Annotated in this window: 14 protein-coding genes; 10 read left to right on the plus strand and 4 right to left on the minus strand. The window is 44.4% G+C overall.

The genetic code is table 11. The features are described from left to right. Positions 1 to 22 precede the first annotated feature (22 nt). The 5 genes from QL886_RS12235 to QL886_RS12255 all read left to right on the plus strand — a co-directional run bounded on the left by QL886_RS12235 (position 23) and on the right by QL886_RS12255 (position 5,463). Entirely contained in the window at positions 23 to 481 is a 459-nt protein-coding gene (locus QL886_RS12235) for a c-type cytochrome (RefSeq protein ID WP_290178921.1), read from the plus strand. Positions 482 to 505: 24 nt separating this feature from the next. After that, positions 506 to 1,549, plus strand: coding sequence for a MoxR family ATPase (locus tag QL886_RS12240; RefSeq protein WP_290178922.1), 1,044 nt, complete (start codon positions 506 to 508; stop codon positions 1,547 to 1,549). Between the two features lie 253 nt (positions 1,550 to 1,802). Continuing rightward, on the plus strand, positions 1,803 to 2,819 hold the full coding sequence (locus QL886_RS12245) for a DUF58 domain-containing protein (RefSeq protein ID WP_290178923.1): 1,017 nt from the start codon (positions 1,803 to 1,805) through the stop codon (positions 2,817 to 2,819). Continuing rightward, on the plus strand, positions 2,816 to 5,080 hold the full coding sequence (locus QL886_RS12250) for a DUF3488 and transglutaminase-like domain-containing protein (RefSeq protein WP_290178924.1): 2,265 nt from the start codon (positions 2,816 to 2,818) through the stop codon (positions 5,078 to 5,080). Before QL886_RS12245 ends, QL886_RS12250 begins: the two co-directional genes overlap by 4 nt. A gap of 95 nt (positions 5,081 to 5,175) precedes the next feature. Then, positions 5,176 to 5,463, plus strand: coding sequence for a DUF4031 domain-containing protein (locus QL886_RS12255; RefSeq protein ID WP_057761296.1), 288 nt, complete (start codon positions 5,176 to 5,178; stop codon positions 5,461 to 5,463). 75 nt (positions 5,464 to 5,538) lie between these two features. Here QL886_RS12255 and QL886_RS12260 read toward each other — a convergent pair whose 3' ends face one another. Further along, positions 5,539 to 6,057: a DUF302 domain-containing protein gene (locus QL886_RS12260; protein ID WP_290178925.1), complete on the minus strand. Its 519-nt coding sequence runs from the start codon at positions 6,055 to 6,057 to the stop codon at positions 5,539 to 5,541. A 111-nt stretch (positions 6,058 to 6,168) separates the two neighbouring features. Beyond that, positions 6,169 to 7,089 (minus strand): LysR family transcriptional regulator, encoded by a 921-nt coding sequence (locus QL886_RS12265; protein ID WP_290178926.1) that lies wholly within the window; start codon positions 7,087 to 7,089, stop codon positions 6,169 to 6,171. 291 nt (positions 7,090 to 7,380) lie between these two features. Between QL886_RS12265 and QL886_RS12270 the strand changes: the two genes are divergently transcribed. Next, complete coding sequence (locus QL886_RS12270) at positions 7,381 to 8,511, plus strand: S-(hydroxymethyl)glutathione dehydrogenase/class III alcohol dehydrogenase (protein WP_261862992.1); 1,131 nt, start codon at positions 7,381 to 7,383, stop codon at positions 8,509 to 8,511. A gap of 124 nt (positions 8,512 to 8,635) precedes the next feature. Here QL886_RS12270 and QL886_RS12275 read toward each other — a convergent pair whose 3' ends face one another. Together QL886_RS12275 and QL886_RS12280 are read right to left on the minus strand one after the other, a co-directional pair. After that, the gene (locus tag QL886_RS12275) at positions 8,636 to 9,331 is read right to left on the minus strand and encodes a haloacid dehalogenase type II (RefSeq protein WP_290178930.1); all 696 of its coding nucleotides are present in this window, start codon (positions 9,329 to 9,331) and stop codon (positions 8,636 to 8,638) included. A gap of 44 nt (positions 9,332 to 9,375) precedes the next feature. Then, complete coding sequence (locus QL886_RS12280; RefSeq protein ID WP_290178932.1) at positions 9,376 to 10,029, minus strand: DsbA family oxidoreductase; 654 nt, start codon at positions 10,027 to 10,029, stop codon at positions 9,376 to 9,378. Between the two features lie 392 nt (positions 10,030 to 10,421). On the opposite strand from QL886_RS12280, the gene nfsB reads away from it, so the two are divergent. From nfsB to QL886_RS12300, 4 genes are all read left to right on the plus strand, one after another. Beyond that, positions 10,422 to 11,078 (plus strand): oxygen-insensitive NAD(P)H nitroreductase, encoded by a 657-nt coding sequence (nfsB, locus tag QL886_RS12285; protein ID WP_290178934.1) that lies wholly within the window; start codon positions 10,422 to 10,424, stop codon positions 11,076 to 11,078. Between the two features lie 335 nt (positions 11,079 to 11,413). Next, a complete protein-coding gene (locus QL886_RS12290; RefSeq protein WP_290178935.1) occupies positions 11,414 to 12,085 on the plus strand; it encodes a 2Fe-2S iron-sulfur cluster-binding protein in 672 nt (223 codons plus the stop codon). Then, positions 12,082 to 13,074, plus strand: coding sequence for a xanthine dehydrogenase family protein subunit M (locus QL886_RS12295; RefSeq protein WP_290178937.1), 993 nt, complete (start codon positions 12,082 to 12,084; stop codon positions 13,072 to 13,074). The genes QL886_RS12290 and QL886_RS12295 overlap by 4 nt, the downstream gene beginning before the upstream one ends. A gap of 2 nt (positions 13,075 to 13,076) precedes the next feature. Continuing rightward, a complete protein-coding gene (locus QL886_RS12300; RefSeq protein WP_290178938.1) occupies positions 13,077 to 15,515 on the plus strand; it encodes a xanthine dehydrogenase family protein molybdopterin-binding subunit in 2,439 nt (812 codons plus the stop codon). The last annotated feature ends 93 nt before the right edge of the window (positions 15,516 to 15,608 follow it).

A 15,608-nucleotide genomic window follows, 5' to 3' on the forward strand; every position in this document is an offset into this window, starting at 1 on the left:
CCTTAATCAAAGATTGCTAAAAATGTCCCTTATCAGTAGATATCAACTAAGCAGCCTGTTGGCTGCTGTTCTGTTGCTCGCAGCTTGTGAGAAAACGCCACCTGACCACCGTGCTCCTGTGACCCTGCCCTTATATACCGGTGGCGATGCGGACAACGGCTCAATAATCTATAAAGATGCTTGCGGTCAATGTCACCAACGTAATGCAGGTCTGAATAAAAAGGGCCCACAATTAATGAATATATATGGTGCGCCGGCTGCCGAGTTAAAAGACTATACCTACAGTAAAGGGTTAGAAGATTCAGGTTGGGTATGGGATGCAGAGACACTCGATCCATATATTGCAGATGCCCAAAAAGCCATGCCAGACTCCAAAATGCTGTCTGACCCGATGCCAGATGCGAAAGAGCGTGCCGATATCATTGCTTATTTATCTACGCTCCGTGCCGCTGCACCAACCGTTACAGATGATGTGAACTGACTTATCATCGTTATGACCTAAAAAATGAGCCAACAACCTACTATGACCCATGCAGCTAACGATAGATCATTATCCATCTCTCAGAGAACAGCGAATCCGCTTAGCCAGTCCATCCCTAGTACGGCTGATTTTCAACACAATCAGCAGAAAATTGCACAGCTGTTAGCGCAATTAAATCAGATTGTATTGGACAAGCCGCAAGCAGTTAGGCTAGCACTCAGTTGTATCTTGGCAGGCGGTCATTTGTTATTGCAGGACTTGCCTGGTATGGGTAAGACGACTTTGGCACAGGGCTTGGCACAGTTGTTAGGTTTGAGCTTTAGCCGAGTGCAATTTACCAATGATATGTTGCCTGCTGATATTTTAGGTATGAGCATCTACGACCAAAGTAAACAGCAATTTGAGTTTCGTCCGGGACCTATCTTTACACAGTTATTACTTGCTGATGAAATCAACCGTTCCAGTCCCAAAACGCAGAGTGCGTTACTTGAAGCGATGGAAGAGCGCCAAGTCACGCAAGATGGCCAGACTTATCCTTTGCCGCAACCGTTCTTTGTCATTGCCACCCAAAATCCATTGCAACAAGCAGGTGTCTATCCGCTCCCAGAGTCGCAGTTGGACAGATTTTTATTATGTTTGTCATTGGGTTATCCATCGCCTGCCGCAGAGCGTGAACTGCTAAAAGGTAAAGACCGTCGCGAGCTACTCAAAGATTTGAATACGGTGCTTGATACTGAAGCTGTACTACTGGCTCAGCACGCTGTTAGGCAAGTTTATGTAGCAGATACAGTACTGGATTATTTGCAGAGACTGGTTGCAAAAACTCGTGCAAGCCAAGAGTATCATGGCTTATCGCCTCGCGGCGTGTTGTCACTACAACGTGCTGCCCAAGCGCATGCCTATGTATCGGGATATATGGAAGTGACCCCTGAAGATATCCAAGCGGTGTTTGCTGCGGTCACTGATCATCGCCTCGGTCAACGATTTGTACCTGCGCATGTGACTAGTGGTCAAGCAACAAAAACCATCGCCCAACGCATTCTAGCAGAAGTGTCAGTCGTCGCCTAGCAGCTGATATGCTGTTTAACCGTATTGATTAACTGCATCGGTGAACCATAGTTCTACACGTAGTCAACGCTATATAACTTAGAAAAAATATCAAAGTCACCCAGTTCACTATTTACGGTATTTTCGCTCGCTTTTCTTGTATTCGAATTGTCCTGAATCAACTATATCGTTCTATTCGTGAGTTTGCTTGTCAGTCAAATATAAATACAAATACCGACAACATTGTCAATCAGATGGTAATAATAGGGTAGTCATGAGCTTATTGCCAAAGGCCTTAACCGCACCAATAAAATCAGCTCTGAGTCGCTGGTTTGCCGCGCGCGCACCTAAGAGTGACAGTGCTACGCTTAATTTGCGCAATGTCTATATTTTCTTTAGTCGTGAAGGAATGCTATTCGCCGTATTGTTAGTAATTACCTTTATCGCGGGTATCAACTATGGCAACAATTTGGTGCTTGGTTTGTGCTTTTATCTGGTCAGTATTTGGCTAATTAGTTTTCATGTTACTTTTGCTCATATATCTGGTCTGCAAGTGCGTTTGCTAGAAGTTACTCTGACAGAAGCAGGCTCGCCTGTTTGGGTTACACTACAGTTGAATAGTGATAGTCGCCAACCAAGGCGCCAGTTGCTATTTGAATTTGAACAGTTAGCCAATAAGAAAACCAAAAATGGCATAAATGCGCAAAGTTCAGTGCTTATCACGCGATTACAAGGCGAGCAAGTCATTCGACTTCCTATTCAAACCAATACTCGTGGTCAGCTTGAACTGCCGCGGTTAAAAATAAAAACAGTTTATCCTCTAGGTATCATGCGTGCATGGTCTTACGTATACTTTGCGCGTACGGCTTGGGTATATCCAAAACCTGAAGTTTTTGACTGGCAAGCAAAATATGCAATTGCAAGCTTAGAGGATTTACCAACAGGTGGGCAGTATAGACAGGGTCAGGACGACTTTGAGCGATTAGATAACTATGTCGAGGGTGAGTCATTGGCCCGAGTCTCTTGGGGGCATGTAGCGCGGGGACAAGGTATGCTGACCAAGCACTTCGCTGATCCGGTCAGTCATGAGCAAACGCTTGATTATGCAGATATGCCAGCTGCACATCACGAGCAAAAACTTGCACAATTGGCTTATGGGGCATTGACGCTAGGTCAGCTAGGCGTGCCGTTTCAAATGCGTTTACCTAGTGATACTCCTGCTACTACGGAGATGGGTAACGGAGAATCCTTTGCGCAAGCATGCTTGCTAAGGCTTGCGAAAGCACCATGACCAATTCTAAACGCTTATCTTCTGCTGATGTTGATACACTGTCCACAGAGTATTCTATGGTCGATGCTACAAAAACGGCAAGCTTTGAGCAGTTGGCTTTAGGTCAAAAGGTCTCAATTCGACCTGAGCGAAATGACGCTAAATGGTATCGTAAATTATTTGCACTGCCAGCTTATTATTGGGTATTAATTGCCCAAGTCGTCGTTGTGTTACCGCATGCCGCACATTTACCATTATGGCTGATAGGATTTGCCGCCGTCAGTATCGCCGCTCAATTGCCTTATATCAAAGCTAAATTCAAAAAACTATCGCACCTAAAACGTATTTATCAAGGTATACAAATGCTAGGCTTTCTGCTGGGGCTATTAGGTCTGTGGCTAACCTACAATACAGCATTTGGGCTCGATATGGGTGTGGCATTTTTAGTATTATGCCTAGTTAGTAAACTGTGGGAGCTATATAAGCGCCGTGATGCCTATGTGGTTTTGAATTTATCATTGTTCGTGCTTGCGGCATTGTTTTTGATGGACCAAGGTTTACTGACTACTTTAGAAGTGATCGTTGGGGCAGTCATTGTATTGCTAGCATTTATTGCGCTTAATGATGATAGCAATGCTAACGGTGATGGACGCTTGCGGACATTGGGTGTGTTAGGGGTTGGCGCGTTACCATTATTGGTGGTGCTATTTTTGTTTTTTCCGAGACTGCCACCGCTGTGGTCCGTACAGCTCTCCGGTCAGCAAGCAACCACAGGTGTCTCTGATAGCATGTCTCCTGGTGATTTTGCCAATTTAGGGCAGTCGACTGAGCTAGCCTTTCGGGTAGAGTTTGCTGATGAGCGCCCACCGCAACAACAGCTGTATTGGCGCGGTTTGGTATTTAGTGATTTCGATGGTGTCACATGGCGCCCAGCTTCCCAAAAGGATCAATGGTCGTCGAGACTGCAAGCACCTGCATGGATTCAGAATGCTTTTGCTACTGTACCTGACGAATCAAGAGCGGCACCTGTCAATTACAAGGTTATCTTAGAACCCACTCAGCAAAACTGGCTCTTTGGTCTTGATTATCCGTTCTCTCAGCAGCCAGATATCAATACTACCTCTGAATTTACCTTATCAAAGGATCAACCTGTTACGCAGCAGCTTCGCTATGATGTGTTGCAGTTTGCACAGATGCGTATTGATCCGGTTCTGACAGAGGCATCAAGACGTGAGAACCTTGCTTTGCCTAACGAAGGTAACCCTCAATCGCGTGCGCTTGCTAAGCAATTATTTGAGCAGTCAGGTTCAGACCCTTTGCGCTACATAGCTGCTATTGAGCAATGGATCAATCGAACAGATTTTCGCTATACGTTGTCGCCACCACGGCTAAATACCAATCGGATTGACGAGTTTTTATTTGAAACCAAAGCAGGGTTCTGTGAGCATTATTCGTCAAGCTTTACCTTTATGCTACGCGCCGCTGGCATTCCTGCACGAGTAGTAGCCGGCTATCAAGGCGGTGAGCCAAGTCGCAATGGTAACGTATGGGAAGTGCGGCAAATGGATGCGCATGCATGGACTGAGGTTTGGCTTGAGGGTCAAGGCTGGGTACGTGTGGATCCGACAGCCTTTGTGGCGCCTGAGCGAGTAGAGCAAGGTATGAATACGATGACCCAACAGCAAGGGGCGGCTATGTTTGGCAATGGTGCCAGTGCACAAATCAGCTATCAGCAGTATCAGATGCTACAAACGCTACGCCGACTATCAGACCAAGCGAGCTATTACTGGCAAAAAGACGTAGTCGGCTATGACCAAGACAAACAGGCAGACTCGCTACTCAAATGGTTCAATATCAGCTCAATCATGCAGCAAATCACTTGGTTAGCCACCAGTGCGGTTTCCGTTATGGCTATCTTAATATTTGTCATTTGGTATCGCCGCCGCAAACGCTGGCACCCAGCAGACTTGCCTCTTGCTCAGCTCTCAAAACGTGTTGCCAAGCATGATAAATTATTAGCCCGCAATGATAACGAAGGGCAGCTAGCTTGGTTGGGACGCTTGGCATCGGCTATTGATAGCCGTCAGGGTGACAATACTCACTCTGCTACGAGTCAACTAACAGATAGTAGTGACCCAATCGTTATTCAGACAAAGCTTATTGAAATTAGACAAAACTACCGTCAGTTACGCTATGGACGACTGAGTACATTTGATAGCAGTCATAGCGAGTATCAAGAACGACTCAAACAACTTAAAAAAGATGTACGTGCATTGTTATAAAGGTTTTTGGTGATAGTGTTATTAAGTTGCTAAGGTGTTTTGAGCTAATTAAAAAATAGATAAGCGAATTTGTGAATAAGTAGAGAGGTGGTTATATGGCGATATATGTAGATTTTGTGCAGATAAAATTCAAAGGCCATAAGTGGTGTCATATGCTGGCAGATAGCTTGCAAGAGCTGCATGACTTTGCGGCGTTTATTGATGTGGATGCGCGTCTATTTCATCGTAACGCCAGCTATCCTCATTATGATATCACGGTTCAAATGCGTGAAATCGCTATTGCACAAGGTGCTATTCCTGCCGATAGAAAAAAGATTATCGAGTGCGCAAAGAAGTTAAAAGTAGAGTTGAATGACCAGATAGAGCAATCTAGTCATTCTTGATATGAGGGATTTTTAAGTAAATAAGTAATACTTCCGCTCCACATTTCACTTATTTACTAAACTATATCGAGCACATTATTTTGCTATTGCTGCAGTACTGATTGCGTTAAGTGCTTTTGAGATATTAGCAATCTCAGTATCGCAACCTTTAATATTGTGGCGTGTCTTGAGGTAGTCAGGGTTGTTGTATGACAGCCATACTTTTTTATCAGCATCTTCGCTAATCAAGATTTTTTGCGGCAAATCAATGGCAACAGTTTGCTCACAGTTCATTAATGGCGTACCTGCCTTAGGGTTGCCAAACATAACGACTTGCGTTGGTCTCAATGATAAGTCGGCACTCTGTGCATTTTTCTGATGATCGACTCGCGCAAATACTTTCATACCCTTGCTTTTGATAACTGAAACCAGATTGTCTGCGGTATCTTGGACGGAGTGATTACTTTGCATGGTCACCAAGCCTTTTTCGGCATTGATAGAGGTTGTTGTGTCTGTCATAGCACCAGTGCTATTGGTTTTATCCAGCAGCGTATCGATACTGGCACAAGAGGAAACGGCCACTGCTAGGGCAGCGATAGAGACGATTTTAATCATAATTACACCTATAAGTTGTCTGTAGTATGGTCAGTCCTAACTATAATGAGCAACATCGAATATTCATTGTGCGTAATCAGGTTTGTGATTGCAATACGTCTTAACAGAACGTTAAACCAAATGTTCTGCCAGATAATCTACGAGTAGCCTAATCTTTGGTGATAAATGACGGTTATGCGGATAAATGGCCCAAATGCTTTCTTCGGGCTCTCTATAATCATCAAGTAAACTGACCAACTCACCAGATGCTAAATACTTTTGCACATAATAATCAGGTAGCTGTACGATACCTAGACCTTTTAGCGCAGCATCGACCAAACTATAGCCGCTGTTATATTGCACCGTACCAGAGACACGCAGGTTCCTTTCTACACTTACTTGTTGATTGTCTGTCTTACCATGAGTATTACGGTTCTCTTTTGCTTTAGCAGTATCTATAAAATGCCAGTAGTCACGAGTACCTAGTAGGCAATTATGTTGACTTAAATCACTCAGTTGGTGCGGTATGCCGTGTTTTTTTAGATAAGAGGGTGCCGCGCAGACAAAGTTAGTACGCAGGCTAAGTTTTTTTGCCATCATCGTCGAGTCATGCAATTTGCCAATACGAATGGCCAAATCATAACCCCCTTCAATCAAATCAATTTTCTGATTACTCAAAAAGGCAGTCACTTCGATATCGTGATACTGCATCATAAAATCATTGATCAGTGGTAATAACTGCTGCTCACCATAAGTAACGGGCGCTGTTAGTTTTATCCTGCCTTGGGGCTTTGATTGTAAGTTGCTTACGGCTTGCTCAGCGGCATCCAAACCATCGAGCACACTGCGGCAATGCTGATAGAATACACGGCCTTCTTCAGTCAGTGAGACCTTGCGCGTGGTTCGATAGAGCAGCTTTATGTTTAAACGTTTCTCTAACGCGCTGATCTGGCGGCTGACTTGTGCAGTCGAGATACCCAGCTCTTTTGCACCACGTGTAAAGCTCTCATATTCTGCGACATAGACAAACTCACTAATTCCTTCCCAGCGCATGATTATTACCAATATGTAAAAGATATTTGCAAATATAGCATATTGTTATCCGCTCAGAAATAAATATAATGGTTAGTATCAATGTAAACAGATGGTGTTTTACTGTCATCGATGCTTGCCTATAGAGGGCAGGCAAGATAAGCTCAGTCTATCTTTATTTGTTTTAACTATAGATATAGTAAACGCCAGAAGCCATAAAATGCGTTAGCAAGTGACTAGAATGTTTTCACTAATCGTAAAACTGTTATGTCATTACCTATAAAAAACAATCAATTAAAAAGAGAGATTTTTATGTCCGATAAATTTATTAAATCAAAAGCCGCCATCGCGTGGGGTCCAAAGCAGCCGCTATCTATCGAAGAAGTGGACGTCATGCTGCCACGCAAAGGTGAAGTATTGGTCAAAATCGTTGCCAGTGGTGTGTGTCACACAGACGCTTTTACCTTATCTGGTGAAGACCCAGAAGGTGTGTTCCCTGCGATCTTGGGTCATGAAGGTGGCGGTATCGTTGAGCAAGTTGGCGAAGGCGTGACCAGCGTTCAGGTCGGTGACCATGTCATTCCGTTATATACGGCAGAATGCGGCGTCTGTAAAATGTGCCGCTCAGGAAAAACCAATCTTTGCTCGGCAGTGCGCGAGACTCAAGGCAAAGGCTTAATGCCAGATGGCACCACACGTTTCTATAAAGATGGCGAGCCTATCTATCATTATATGGGTTGCTCAACTTTCTCTGAGTACACGGTTTTACCAGAGATTTCTTTGGCTAAAGTCAATAAAGAAGCGCCATTACAAGAAGTTTGCTTGCTTGGTTGCGGTGTGACTACTGGCATGGGCGCAGTCATGAATACTGCAAAAGTCGAAGAGGGCGCTACAGTGGCTATCTTTGGTCTGGGCGGTATTGGTCTGTCAGCGGTCATCGGTGCTGCCATGGCAAAAGCCAGCCGTATCATTGCGATTGATATCAATGAAAGCAAGTTTGAATTGGCCAAAAAGCTAGGGGCAACCGACTGCATCAATCCGAAAGATTACGACAAGCCGATTCAAGAAGTTATCGTTGAGCTAACCGATGGCGGTGTTGATTATTCATTTGAATGTATCGGTAATGTCGATGTTATGCGTTCAGCGCTAGAGTGCTGCCATAAAGGTTGGGGCGAGTCAGTCATCATCGGTGTCGCTGGTGCTGGACAAGAAATCTCAACCCGTCCATTCCAGTTAGTGACTGGTCGAGTCTGGAAGGGTTCCGCATTTGGTGGTGTAAAAGGTCGCACAGAGCTACCAGGTTATGTCGAGCGCTATCTAGCAGGCGAGATTCCTTTACAAGACTTCATCACTCATACGATGCCAATAGAAGACGTCAACGAAGCATTTGACTTGATGCACAAAGGCGAAAGTATCCGTACGGTTGTACACTTCTCAGAGTAATGAATGACAGCAGTAACGACGTTATTGTCTTAGAAATGCTTTATTAAAAATAAAAAGGCTGCTTCAATATTGAGGCAGCCTTTTTTTAATATTATTTCCACACATAGCTTAGTGATTGAAAGTCTCAAGCACCTTTTTTACTAATGATTAGATCCGCTAGTATCGATAAATCTGATGCAGTCAAATCAGGAACTGGTACATTGGGCGCGTTCAGCATCGCATTATAGGGACGGGTCAAAAATGCACCGCGACAACCAGCCGCTTGTGCGCCTATAGTATCCCAGAGATGACAGGCGACAAGGCATAAGTCCGATGTGTCAACAGCTAGCGTATCAGCCACCAATTGATAAGTATCAGGTGCTGGCTTGAACTTGCCAACAGTCTCAATACTAAAGTGCTGCTCAAAGTACTGACTGAGACCTGCTTTTTCTAATGGCGTTGGAGACGCACTGCTTGCTGAATTGGTCAGCGTGACCAGTCGAAACCCTGCATCGCGCAAACGAGTCAGTGCTGGCGCTGCATCAGGATGGGCAGGCAACGCGCTCATTCTTTCTTTGAACTCATTGATATCGTCGTCTGTCAAAGTTACTTGTCTGATATCAGCAACCATTTGCAATGCACCAACGCCGAGCTCACCAAAAGGCGTATAGAGACCGGATAACGTCATGGTCTGCGAGTACAGTACCAGCTGAGCGAACCATTCTCGCAGCACTCTTTGCTTGCCAAAGACGCGGGTGAATAAAGGCGTTAGCGTGTCGATATCGAGCAATGTTTCATTGACGTCAAACACAATAATCGAGGGAAAGCGTTCAGAAGACATAAAGTATCCTTATATAGAATGACATTTTTATAACGTCGTATGGTTTACTCAGTCATGCTGGCCAATTGCTCTAAGATACTGATGTAGTTTTCGACCCCTTGAGCCCCGCTGACCAGATGACGCTCATTAAAGATAATCGCTGGTACACTTTGGATGCCTTGCTGTTGCCAATGCTGTTCTTCTGCTCGTACTTCTTTTGCAAAGAACTGACCTTCTAACACTGCTAACGATTCACTACGATCAAGCCCAGTCTCTGCTGCAATATCGGCAAGCACATTGATATCTGAGATATCTCTGTTATTGGTGAAATGCGCGGCAAACAAGGCTTGCTTTAGCTCATGCATGCAGCCTTGTTGATCAGCGAAATGTAGCAGCTGATGCAAGTTAAAGGTGTTGTGCATACGTGTGTCATCATTGAAATTGAATTCAAAGCCAACTTCCTGTCCAGCTTCAGTCATTCTGATTCGGCTAGCATCTGATTCTTGTTTAGTAGAACCGTACTTTTCAATAATATGCTCACGTAGGTTTTGTCCTTCGCTTGGCATGTTTGGGTTTAGCTCAAACGGATGCCAGTGGATAGTGTGAGCGGTATTGGTTTGTTCAAGTGCTGCTGCCAATTGACGATAGCCGATGACGCACCAAGGGCAGACGACGTCTGAGACGATATCTATTCGGAGTGGTTGTTCTGATGTGCTCATATTTCCTCACGGGTATTATTATGTATGTTTTGTTTGGGATGTATAGATAGTGGCATATCAGTTGGAATCAAGCAGATATACCTAGTTATCAAACAACTATAACTAGTTACCATATATCAAGTCAGTTCATACTAAGAGAATGACTAAGTGATTACAATGTAGTCTGCGCAGTCGGCGTCGCCAATTCGGTAGCGTAATTGTAACCATTACTAATAAGAAAGTAGGCGTTTTTGCAATACGCTGACTCAGTCATAACAAAACCTACGAATACTTAACCAAGCAGGCATGGTCATAAAATAGCTTTTTATTTAAAGTAGCTTCGTTGAAATGATAATCGAAGAATAAAAATTCTAATAAAGAATAAAAAATTAATATCAATAATGGAGTCACAGATGAAAAATATTACTGAAGCGATGAACTGGCGCTATAGCACAAAAGAATTTGATACCGATAAGAAAATATCAACAGAAGATTTCCAAAGTCTAAAGGATATTTTGCGCCTCAGTCCTTCGAGTACCAACATTCAGCCTTGGCATTTTGTCATTGCTGATGATGAAGCTGGTAAAGCCCGAATCGCAAAAGGCACGGAGGGCATGTACGAGTTCAACGATGCCAAAGTAAAAGGTGCCTCGCACGTCATTGTATTCTGTAGCCGTGTCTATGCCGATGATGAATTTTTGGATGACATCTTAGAAAAAGAAGATGCAGATGGTCGTTTCGCAGAGCCAAAATTTAAAGAGCAAATGCATCAGACGCGTAAAATGTTTTTGGACATTCGTCGTTATGAGCAAAAGGACGAGCCACATTGGTTGATAGAGCAATTGTATCTTAATATGGGCGCTTTGCTACTAGGGGCTGCAACTTTGGGTATTGATGCGGTGCCGATGGAAGGGGCGGATTTGAAAGCACTTGATGAAGAGTTTGATTTACGTAGTAAGGGCTACACCGCTGTGGCGGTCGTGTCGCTCGGTTATCGTAGTAAAGATGACTTTAACGCTGAGCTGCCAAAATCACGTTTTGATGAAGAAACGATTATCACGAAAGCCTAGCCATTTATTATCTAAGCAAAGAACATTTTTAATAGACATATTTACTAAATACTATATGTAAAAAGTCTATTTAAGAGCCACATAAACTGACTGTTTATGGGGCTTTTTTTATCGAGATTTACTTTGAAATAACGTTAAAAACTGAGGATAAAAAATATACCACCTATTAGCAGCGCTAACATTTCGATACTCTCGCAGATTAGAAACTACACTGGAATCCCTACAAAGTAAAAACAAAACAACTGTTTTCATACGTCATAATAAATTTATTAACGTTGTCATTTTGAAGCGTATTTCACCATTCCATTATATTCATCTGCCAGCGAGAAGCCAGCATGTCTACTTTGACCTTAACAATCAACAAGCAAGATTATCAGCTTGAAAATCTTGACGCCCGTACGACACTGCTCGACGTCTGTCGTCAGAACCTACAAATTACTGGACCCAAAAAAGGCTGCGACCACGGTCAATGTGGGGCATGTACCATGCTCATCAATGGACGACGGGTTAATTCTTGTCTGACGCTCGCCGTTATGCATGATGGTGATGACATCACAACAATTGAAGGCATCGGAATGCCAGAGTCACTATCGGCATTACAGCAAGCATTTAAAGACAATGATGCCTTTCAATGCGGATATTGCACGCCAGGTCAGATTTGCTCAGCTACCGCCTTGATAGAAGAAGTAAAGCAAAACTGGCCAAGCCATGTCAGCACAGATCTGCAAAACCCTGATGGTCTCCTTGTACAAGAAATTGCTGAGCGCATGAGCGGTAATATCTGTCGCTGCTCAGCTTATCCAAATATTATCAAAGCCATTTCACAAGTGCTTGAGAGTCAGGTATCAGATAGTCAAATACTAGAGTCTAGTATTCAAGCAGCAGACAATACAGTGCAAAACTCAAGTGTCACAGGTATCTGGTCACCGCCACCGAGCGAGGCGCAACTTGGTAAGACCTCAGCGAATAACAAGACAGCAACTACTACAACAGGAGGCCGCTCATGAAACGCTTCGAATACAGTCGTGCTGATGCACCAGAGCAAGCGGCAATATCCGCCAGTACTGAGGATGCGTCTTTTATCGCAGGCGGTACTAACTTATTAGATCTGATGAAATTGGAGATTGAGACGCCAATTAAATTGGTTGATATTACCCGTTTAGAATTAGAGCAGGTTGAACCCACTGCCGACGGAGGTTTGCGCATCGGTACGCTTGTGACCAATAGCGATTTGGCGGCGTATCCTGAAGTTATTGCCAATTATCCAGTATTGTCCCGAGCGATTTTGGCAGGGGCGACTGGTCAGCTGCGTAATAAAGCAACGACTGGCGGTAATTTCTTACAGCGCACCCGTTGTTATTATTTTTATCAGACAGACAGCGCTTGTAATAAACGTGAACCGGGCACAGGTTGTCCTGCTATTAATGGCGAGAACCGTACGCTGGCTATTTTAGGTACGAGCGATGCCTGTATCGCTCAGCACCCATCTGACATGGCAGTGGCGATGCGCTTACTGGATGCCACTATCGAGACAGTCAAAGCGGACGGCTCGACTCGTACTATCAATGTGAAAGACTTTTATTGCTTACCAAAAGATACGCCGCATATCGAAAACGTATTAGAGGCAGGCGAGTTAATTACTCATGTTGTATTACCTGCGCCTATCAAAGGCATGCACACCTATGACAAAGTGCGCGATCGTGCCTCTTATGCCTTTGCACTCGTATCCTGTGCCGCAGTAATAGACGCTGATGATAGCGGTAATCTAAAGACGGTACGATTGGCATTTGGTGGTATCGGTACGGAGCCATGGCGTAACGAAGCGGTTGAGGCACTGTTGACGGGTACCGATGGCAATAATGACGTTATCGCGCAAGCTGCCGATCTATTATTGAATGATGCTAAAGGTAATGGTCAAAATGACTTTAAGATACCGTTGACGCGTCGCCTACTAAAACAAGTCATTCAGCGCGCACTAGCGGGCGAGGGAGCATAATCATGTCATTATTTGAATCAATCACTCAGTCAGAACCGACCAAAAAAATGACCATGGATGAGCCTGTTGAGTCTTTGTTTAGCACAACAGCGAGCAAACTAGTCGGTAAGCCAATCAACCGTGTTGACGGCTCGCTAAAGGTTAGTGGTCAAGCGCCTTATAGTGCTGAGATCCATTTAGACAATAAAGCGTACGGTGTCTTGGTCGGTGCGACCATTGCTAAAGGGCAAGTCCAGAATATCGATAGTAGTTCTTTAGACGGCATTCCTAATATTATCAAGGTCGTGACAGACCCTAAGCACTTCTTGCGTAATTCTCAGCAAGGTGGACTAAAAAAAGCGCCAAAGCAGGGAGCAACTGAGATTTTTTATCATGGTCAGCCTATTGCGGTGGTCATCGCTGAAACCTTTGAAGCAGCAACAGAAGGGGCAAATGCGCTTAAAGTCACTTATAAAGATGAGACTGACCAAGCGGCATTGAATTTTACCAAAGAGTTGTCTAACGCCCATGCAGTCGATGAGAAAAAAGGCTCTGATAAAAATTATGTTCAAGGCGATCCTGAGCAAGGATTGGCTGATGCTGAAGTAACACTAGATCGCTTTTATCATACGCCAAGTCAAAACAGCTCAGCGATGGAGCCACATGCGACATTGGCACATTGGGAAGGCGATAAGCTCGTTCTTTATACGGCCAATCAAATGCTGGCGTCTTGTAAGCAGCAAGTGATGGATGCGCTAGACTTAAATAAAGATCAAGTTCAGCTAATCGCGCACTATGTTGGTGGCGGGTTTGGTAGTAAGCTTGGCATTGCGCCTGAGTCTATTGCCGCTGCTATCGCTTCAAAAGAGCTTGGACGTCCGGTATTGATTACCATGACGCGTCCACAAGTGATGGAAGCGACAGTCAGACGCTCAAATACTCGTCAGCGCATTGCGATTGGCTGCGATAAGGATGGCGTTATCGATACGTTGATTCACGATACCATTTCTAGTAATTTGCCAGACGAGGCGTTCTTTGAGCCAACTGCCTTGTCTACGCACTATCTATACAGTGGTAAAAACCGCCGTGTAAATTATGAAATGGTCGACATGAACCAAGTATTGTCAGGCTCAATGCGTGCACCTGGCGAAGCGGTCGGTATGATTGCTGTTGAATGTGCAATGGATGAATTGGCTGCGCAATTGGACCTTGATCCTATAGAGCTGCGCCGCCGTAATGAACCCGAAAAAGACCCTAGTAAAGACATTCCATTTTCGACGCGCCAGCTAATTGCCTGTATGGAGCAAGGTGCTGAGCAGTTTGGTTGGAGTCAGCGTAACACAAAGCCTGCCAGTCAGTTAGAAGGCGACTGGTGGATAGGAACGGGCATGGCTGCTGCCGCACGTGGTAATCAGTTACAGTCTTCTGAAGCGCGAGCAACGCTGCAAATCGATAAGTCAAAAGCGCTTGGTGTCAAAGCAATTATCGAGACAGACATGACGGATATTGGTACTGGGTCTTATACAGTGTTTTCTCAGGTAGCAGCAGACCTGTTAGGACTACCTATTGACCATATTGAGATGAAACTGGGTGATAGTGCCTTGCCACCTGCATCAGGTTCTGGTGGTAGCTGGGGCGCAGCGAGTGCAGGGAGTGGTGTCTACCTTGCTTGTGAGCAGTTGCGTGAGATGCTAGCAGCAAAAGTCGGTCTATACCCTGATACGATTCAGCTAGATAATGGTCAAATTAAGCAAGTAGGTAAGCACAATTTAACAACGGTAGAGGCAGCCAAAGAGAACGGTCAAGCGTTCGCTGATAGTACTATTGATAAAATATCAAAAACTACAGGAGTTTCATTTTCAGAGAATGTATTAGAAGAACAGTCAGAATCAGAAAAATATAATTTTGACAATACAGAATCATATGCGCTTGCTGACGTGATCGCAGGCTATGAGGAACAAAAAGTCAGTGCCAAAGGACAGATAAAGCCAGGTAAAAATGATAAAAAGTATCGTCAGTCTTCTTTTGGTGCAAACTTCGCTGAAGTGGCCGTGCATAAAGTCACGGGTGAGATCCGAGTAAAACGCATGACAGGCGCATTTGCCGCAGGTCGTATTCTTAACCATAAAACAGCGACTTCGCAATGCTATGGCGGTATGGTATTTGGTATTGGTTCAGCGTTAATGGAAGAGGTCATCCATGATAAACGTGACGGTCGCCTATGTAACCATGACCTCGCTGAGTATCATGTGCCAGTCAATGCCGACGTACCGCAGTTAGATGTGATATTGGTCGAAGAGGATGATCCTTATACCAACCCAATGCATATCAAGGGTATTGGTGAGACTGCTATTGCTGGTGCTGCCGCTGCAATTGCTAACGCTGTTTACAATGCCGTCGGCGTACGTGTTTATGATTTTCCGATTACGCTTGATAAGCTGCTTTACGAGATGCCAGAGTAATTTTTTAAGCCATATGTACGACAGGAACCCGCTTAATGAGCGGGTTTTTATAACTCAATCAGCAGTATATTTCGTCATTATCAAGAAAATAAC

It is taken from the genome of Psychrobacter sp. APC 3281 (assembly GCF_030407815.1).
Taxonomy (GTDB): domain Bacteria; phylum Pseudomonadota; class Gammaproteobacteria; order Pseudomonadales; family Moraxellaceae; genus Psychrobacter.

What these genes read in the sequence shown, in the direction of transcription:
- QL886_RS12235 (WP_290178921.1), top strand. Translation starts at nt 23, where the DNA reads ATGTCCCTTATCAGTAGATATCAACTAAGCAGCCTGTTGGCTGCTGTT.
- QL886_RS12270 (WP_261862992.1), top strand. Translation starts at nt 7,381, where the DNA reads ATGTCCGATAAATTTATTAAATCAAAAGCCGCCATCGCGTGGGGTCCA.
- QL886_RS12255 (WP_057761296.1), top strand. Translation starts at nt 5,176, where the DNA reads ATGGCGATATATGTAGATTTTGTGCAGATAAAATTCAAAGGCCATAAG.
- QL886_RS12295 (WP_290178937.1), top strand. Translation starts at nt 12,082, where the DNA reads ATGAAACGCTTCGAATACAGTCGTGCTGATGCACCAGAGCAAGCGGCA.
- QL886_RS12275 (WP_290178930.1), bottom strand. Translation starts at nt 9,331, where the DNA reads ATGTCTTCTGAACGCTTTCCCTCGATTATTGTGTTTGACGTCAATGAA.
- nfsB (WP_290178934.1), top strand. Translation starts at nt 10,422, where the DNA reads ATGAAAAATATTACTGAAGCGATGAACTGGCGCTATAGCACAAAAGAA.
- QL886_RS12300 (WP_290178938.1), top strand. Translation starts at nt 13,077, where the DNA reads ATGTCATTATTTGAATCAATCACTCAGTCAGAACCGACCAAAAAAATG.
- QL886_RS12265 (WP_290178926.1), bottom strand. Translation starts at nt 7,089, where the DNA reads ATGCGCTGGGAAGGAATTAGTGAGTTTGTCTATGTCGCAGAATATGAG.
- QL886_RS12245 (WP_290178923.1), top strand. Translation starts at nt 1,803, where the DNA reads ATGAGCTTATTGCCAAAGGCCTTAACCGCACCAATAAAATCAGCTCTG.
- QL886_RS12260 (WP_290178925.1), bottom strand. Translation starts at nt 6,057, where the DNA reads ATGATTAAAATCGTCTCTATCGCTGCCCTAGCAGTGGCCGTTTCCTCT.
- QL886_RS12240 (WP_290178922.1), top strand. Translation starts at nt 506, where the DNA reads ATGAGCCAACAACCTACTATGACCCATGCAGCTAACGATAGATCATTA.
- QL886_RS12290 (WP_290178935.1), top strand. Translation starts at nt 11,414, where the DNA reads ATGTCTACTTTGACCTTAACAATCAACAAGCAAGATTATCAGCTTGAA.
- QL886_RS12250 (WP_290178924.1), top strand. Translation starts at nt 2,816, where the DNA reads ATGACCAATTCTAAACGCTTATCTTCTGCTGATGTTGATACACTGTCC.
- QL886_RS12280 (WP_290178932.1), bottom strand. Translation starts at nt 10,029, where the DNA reads ATGAGCACATCAGAACAACCACTCCGAATAGATATCGTCTCAGACGTC.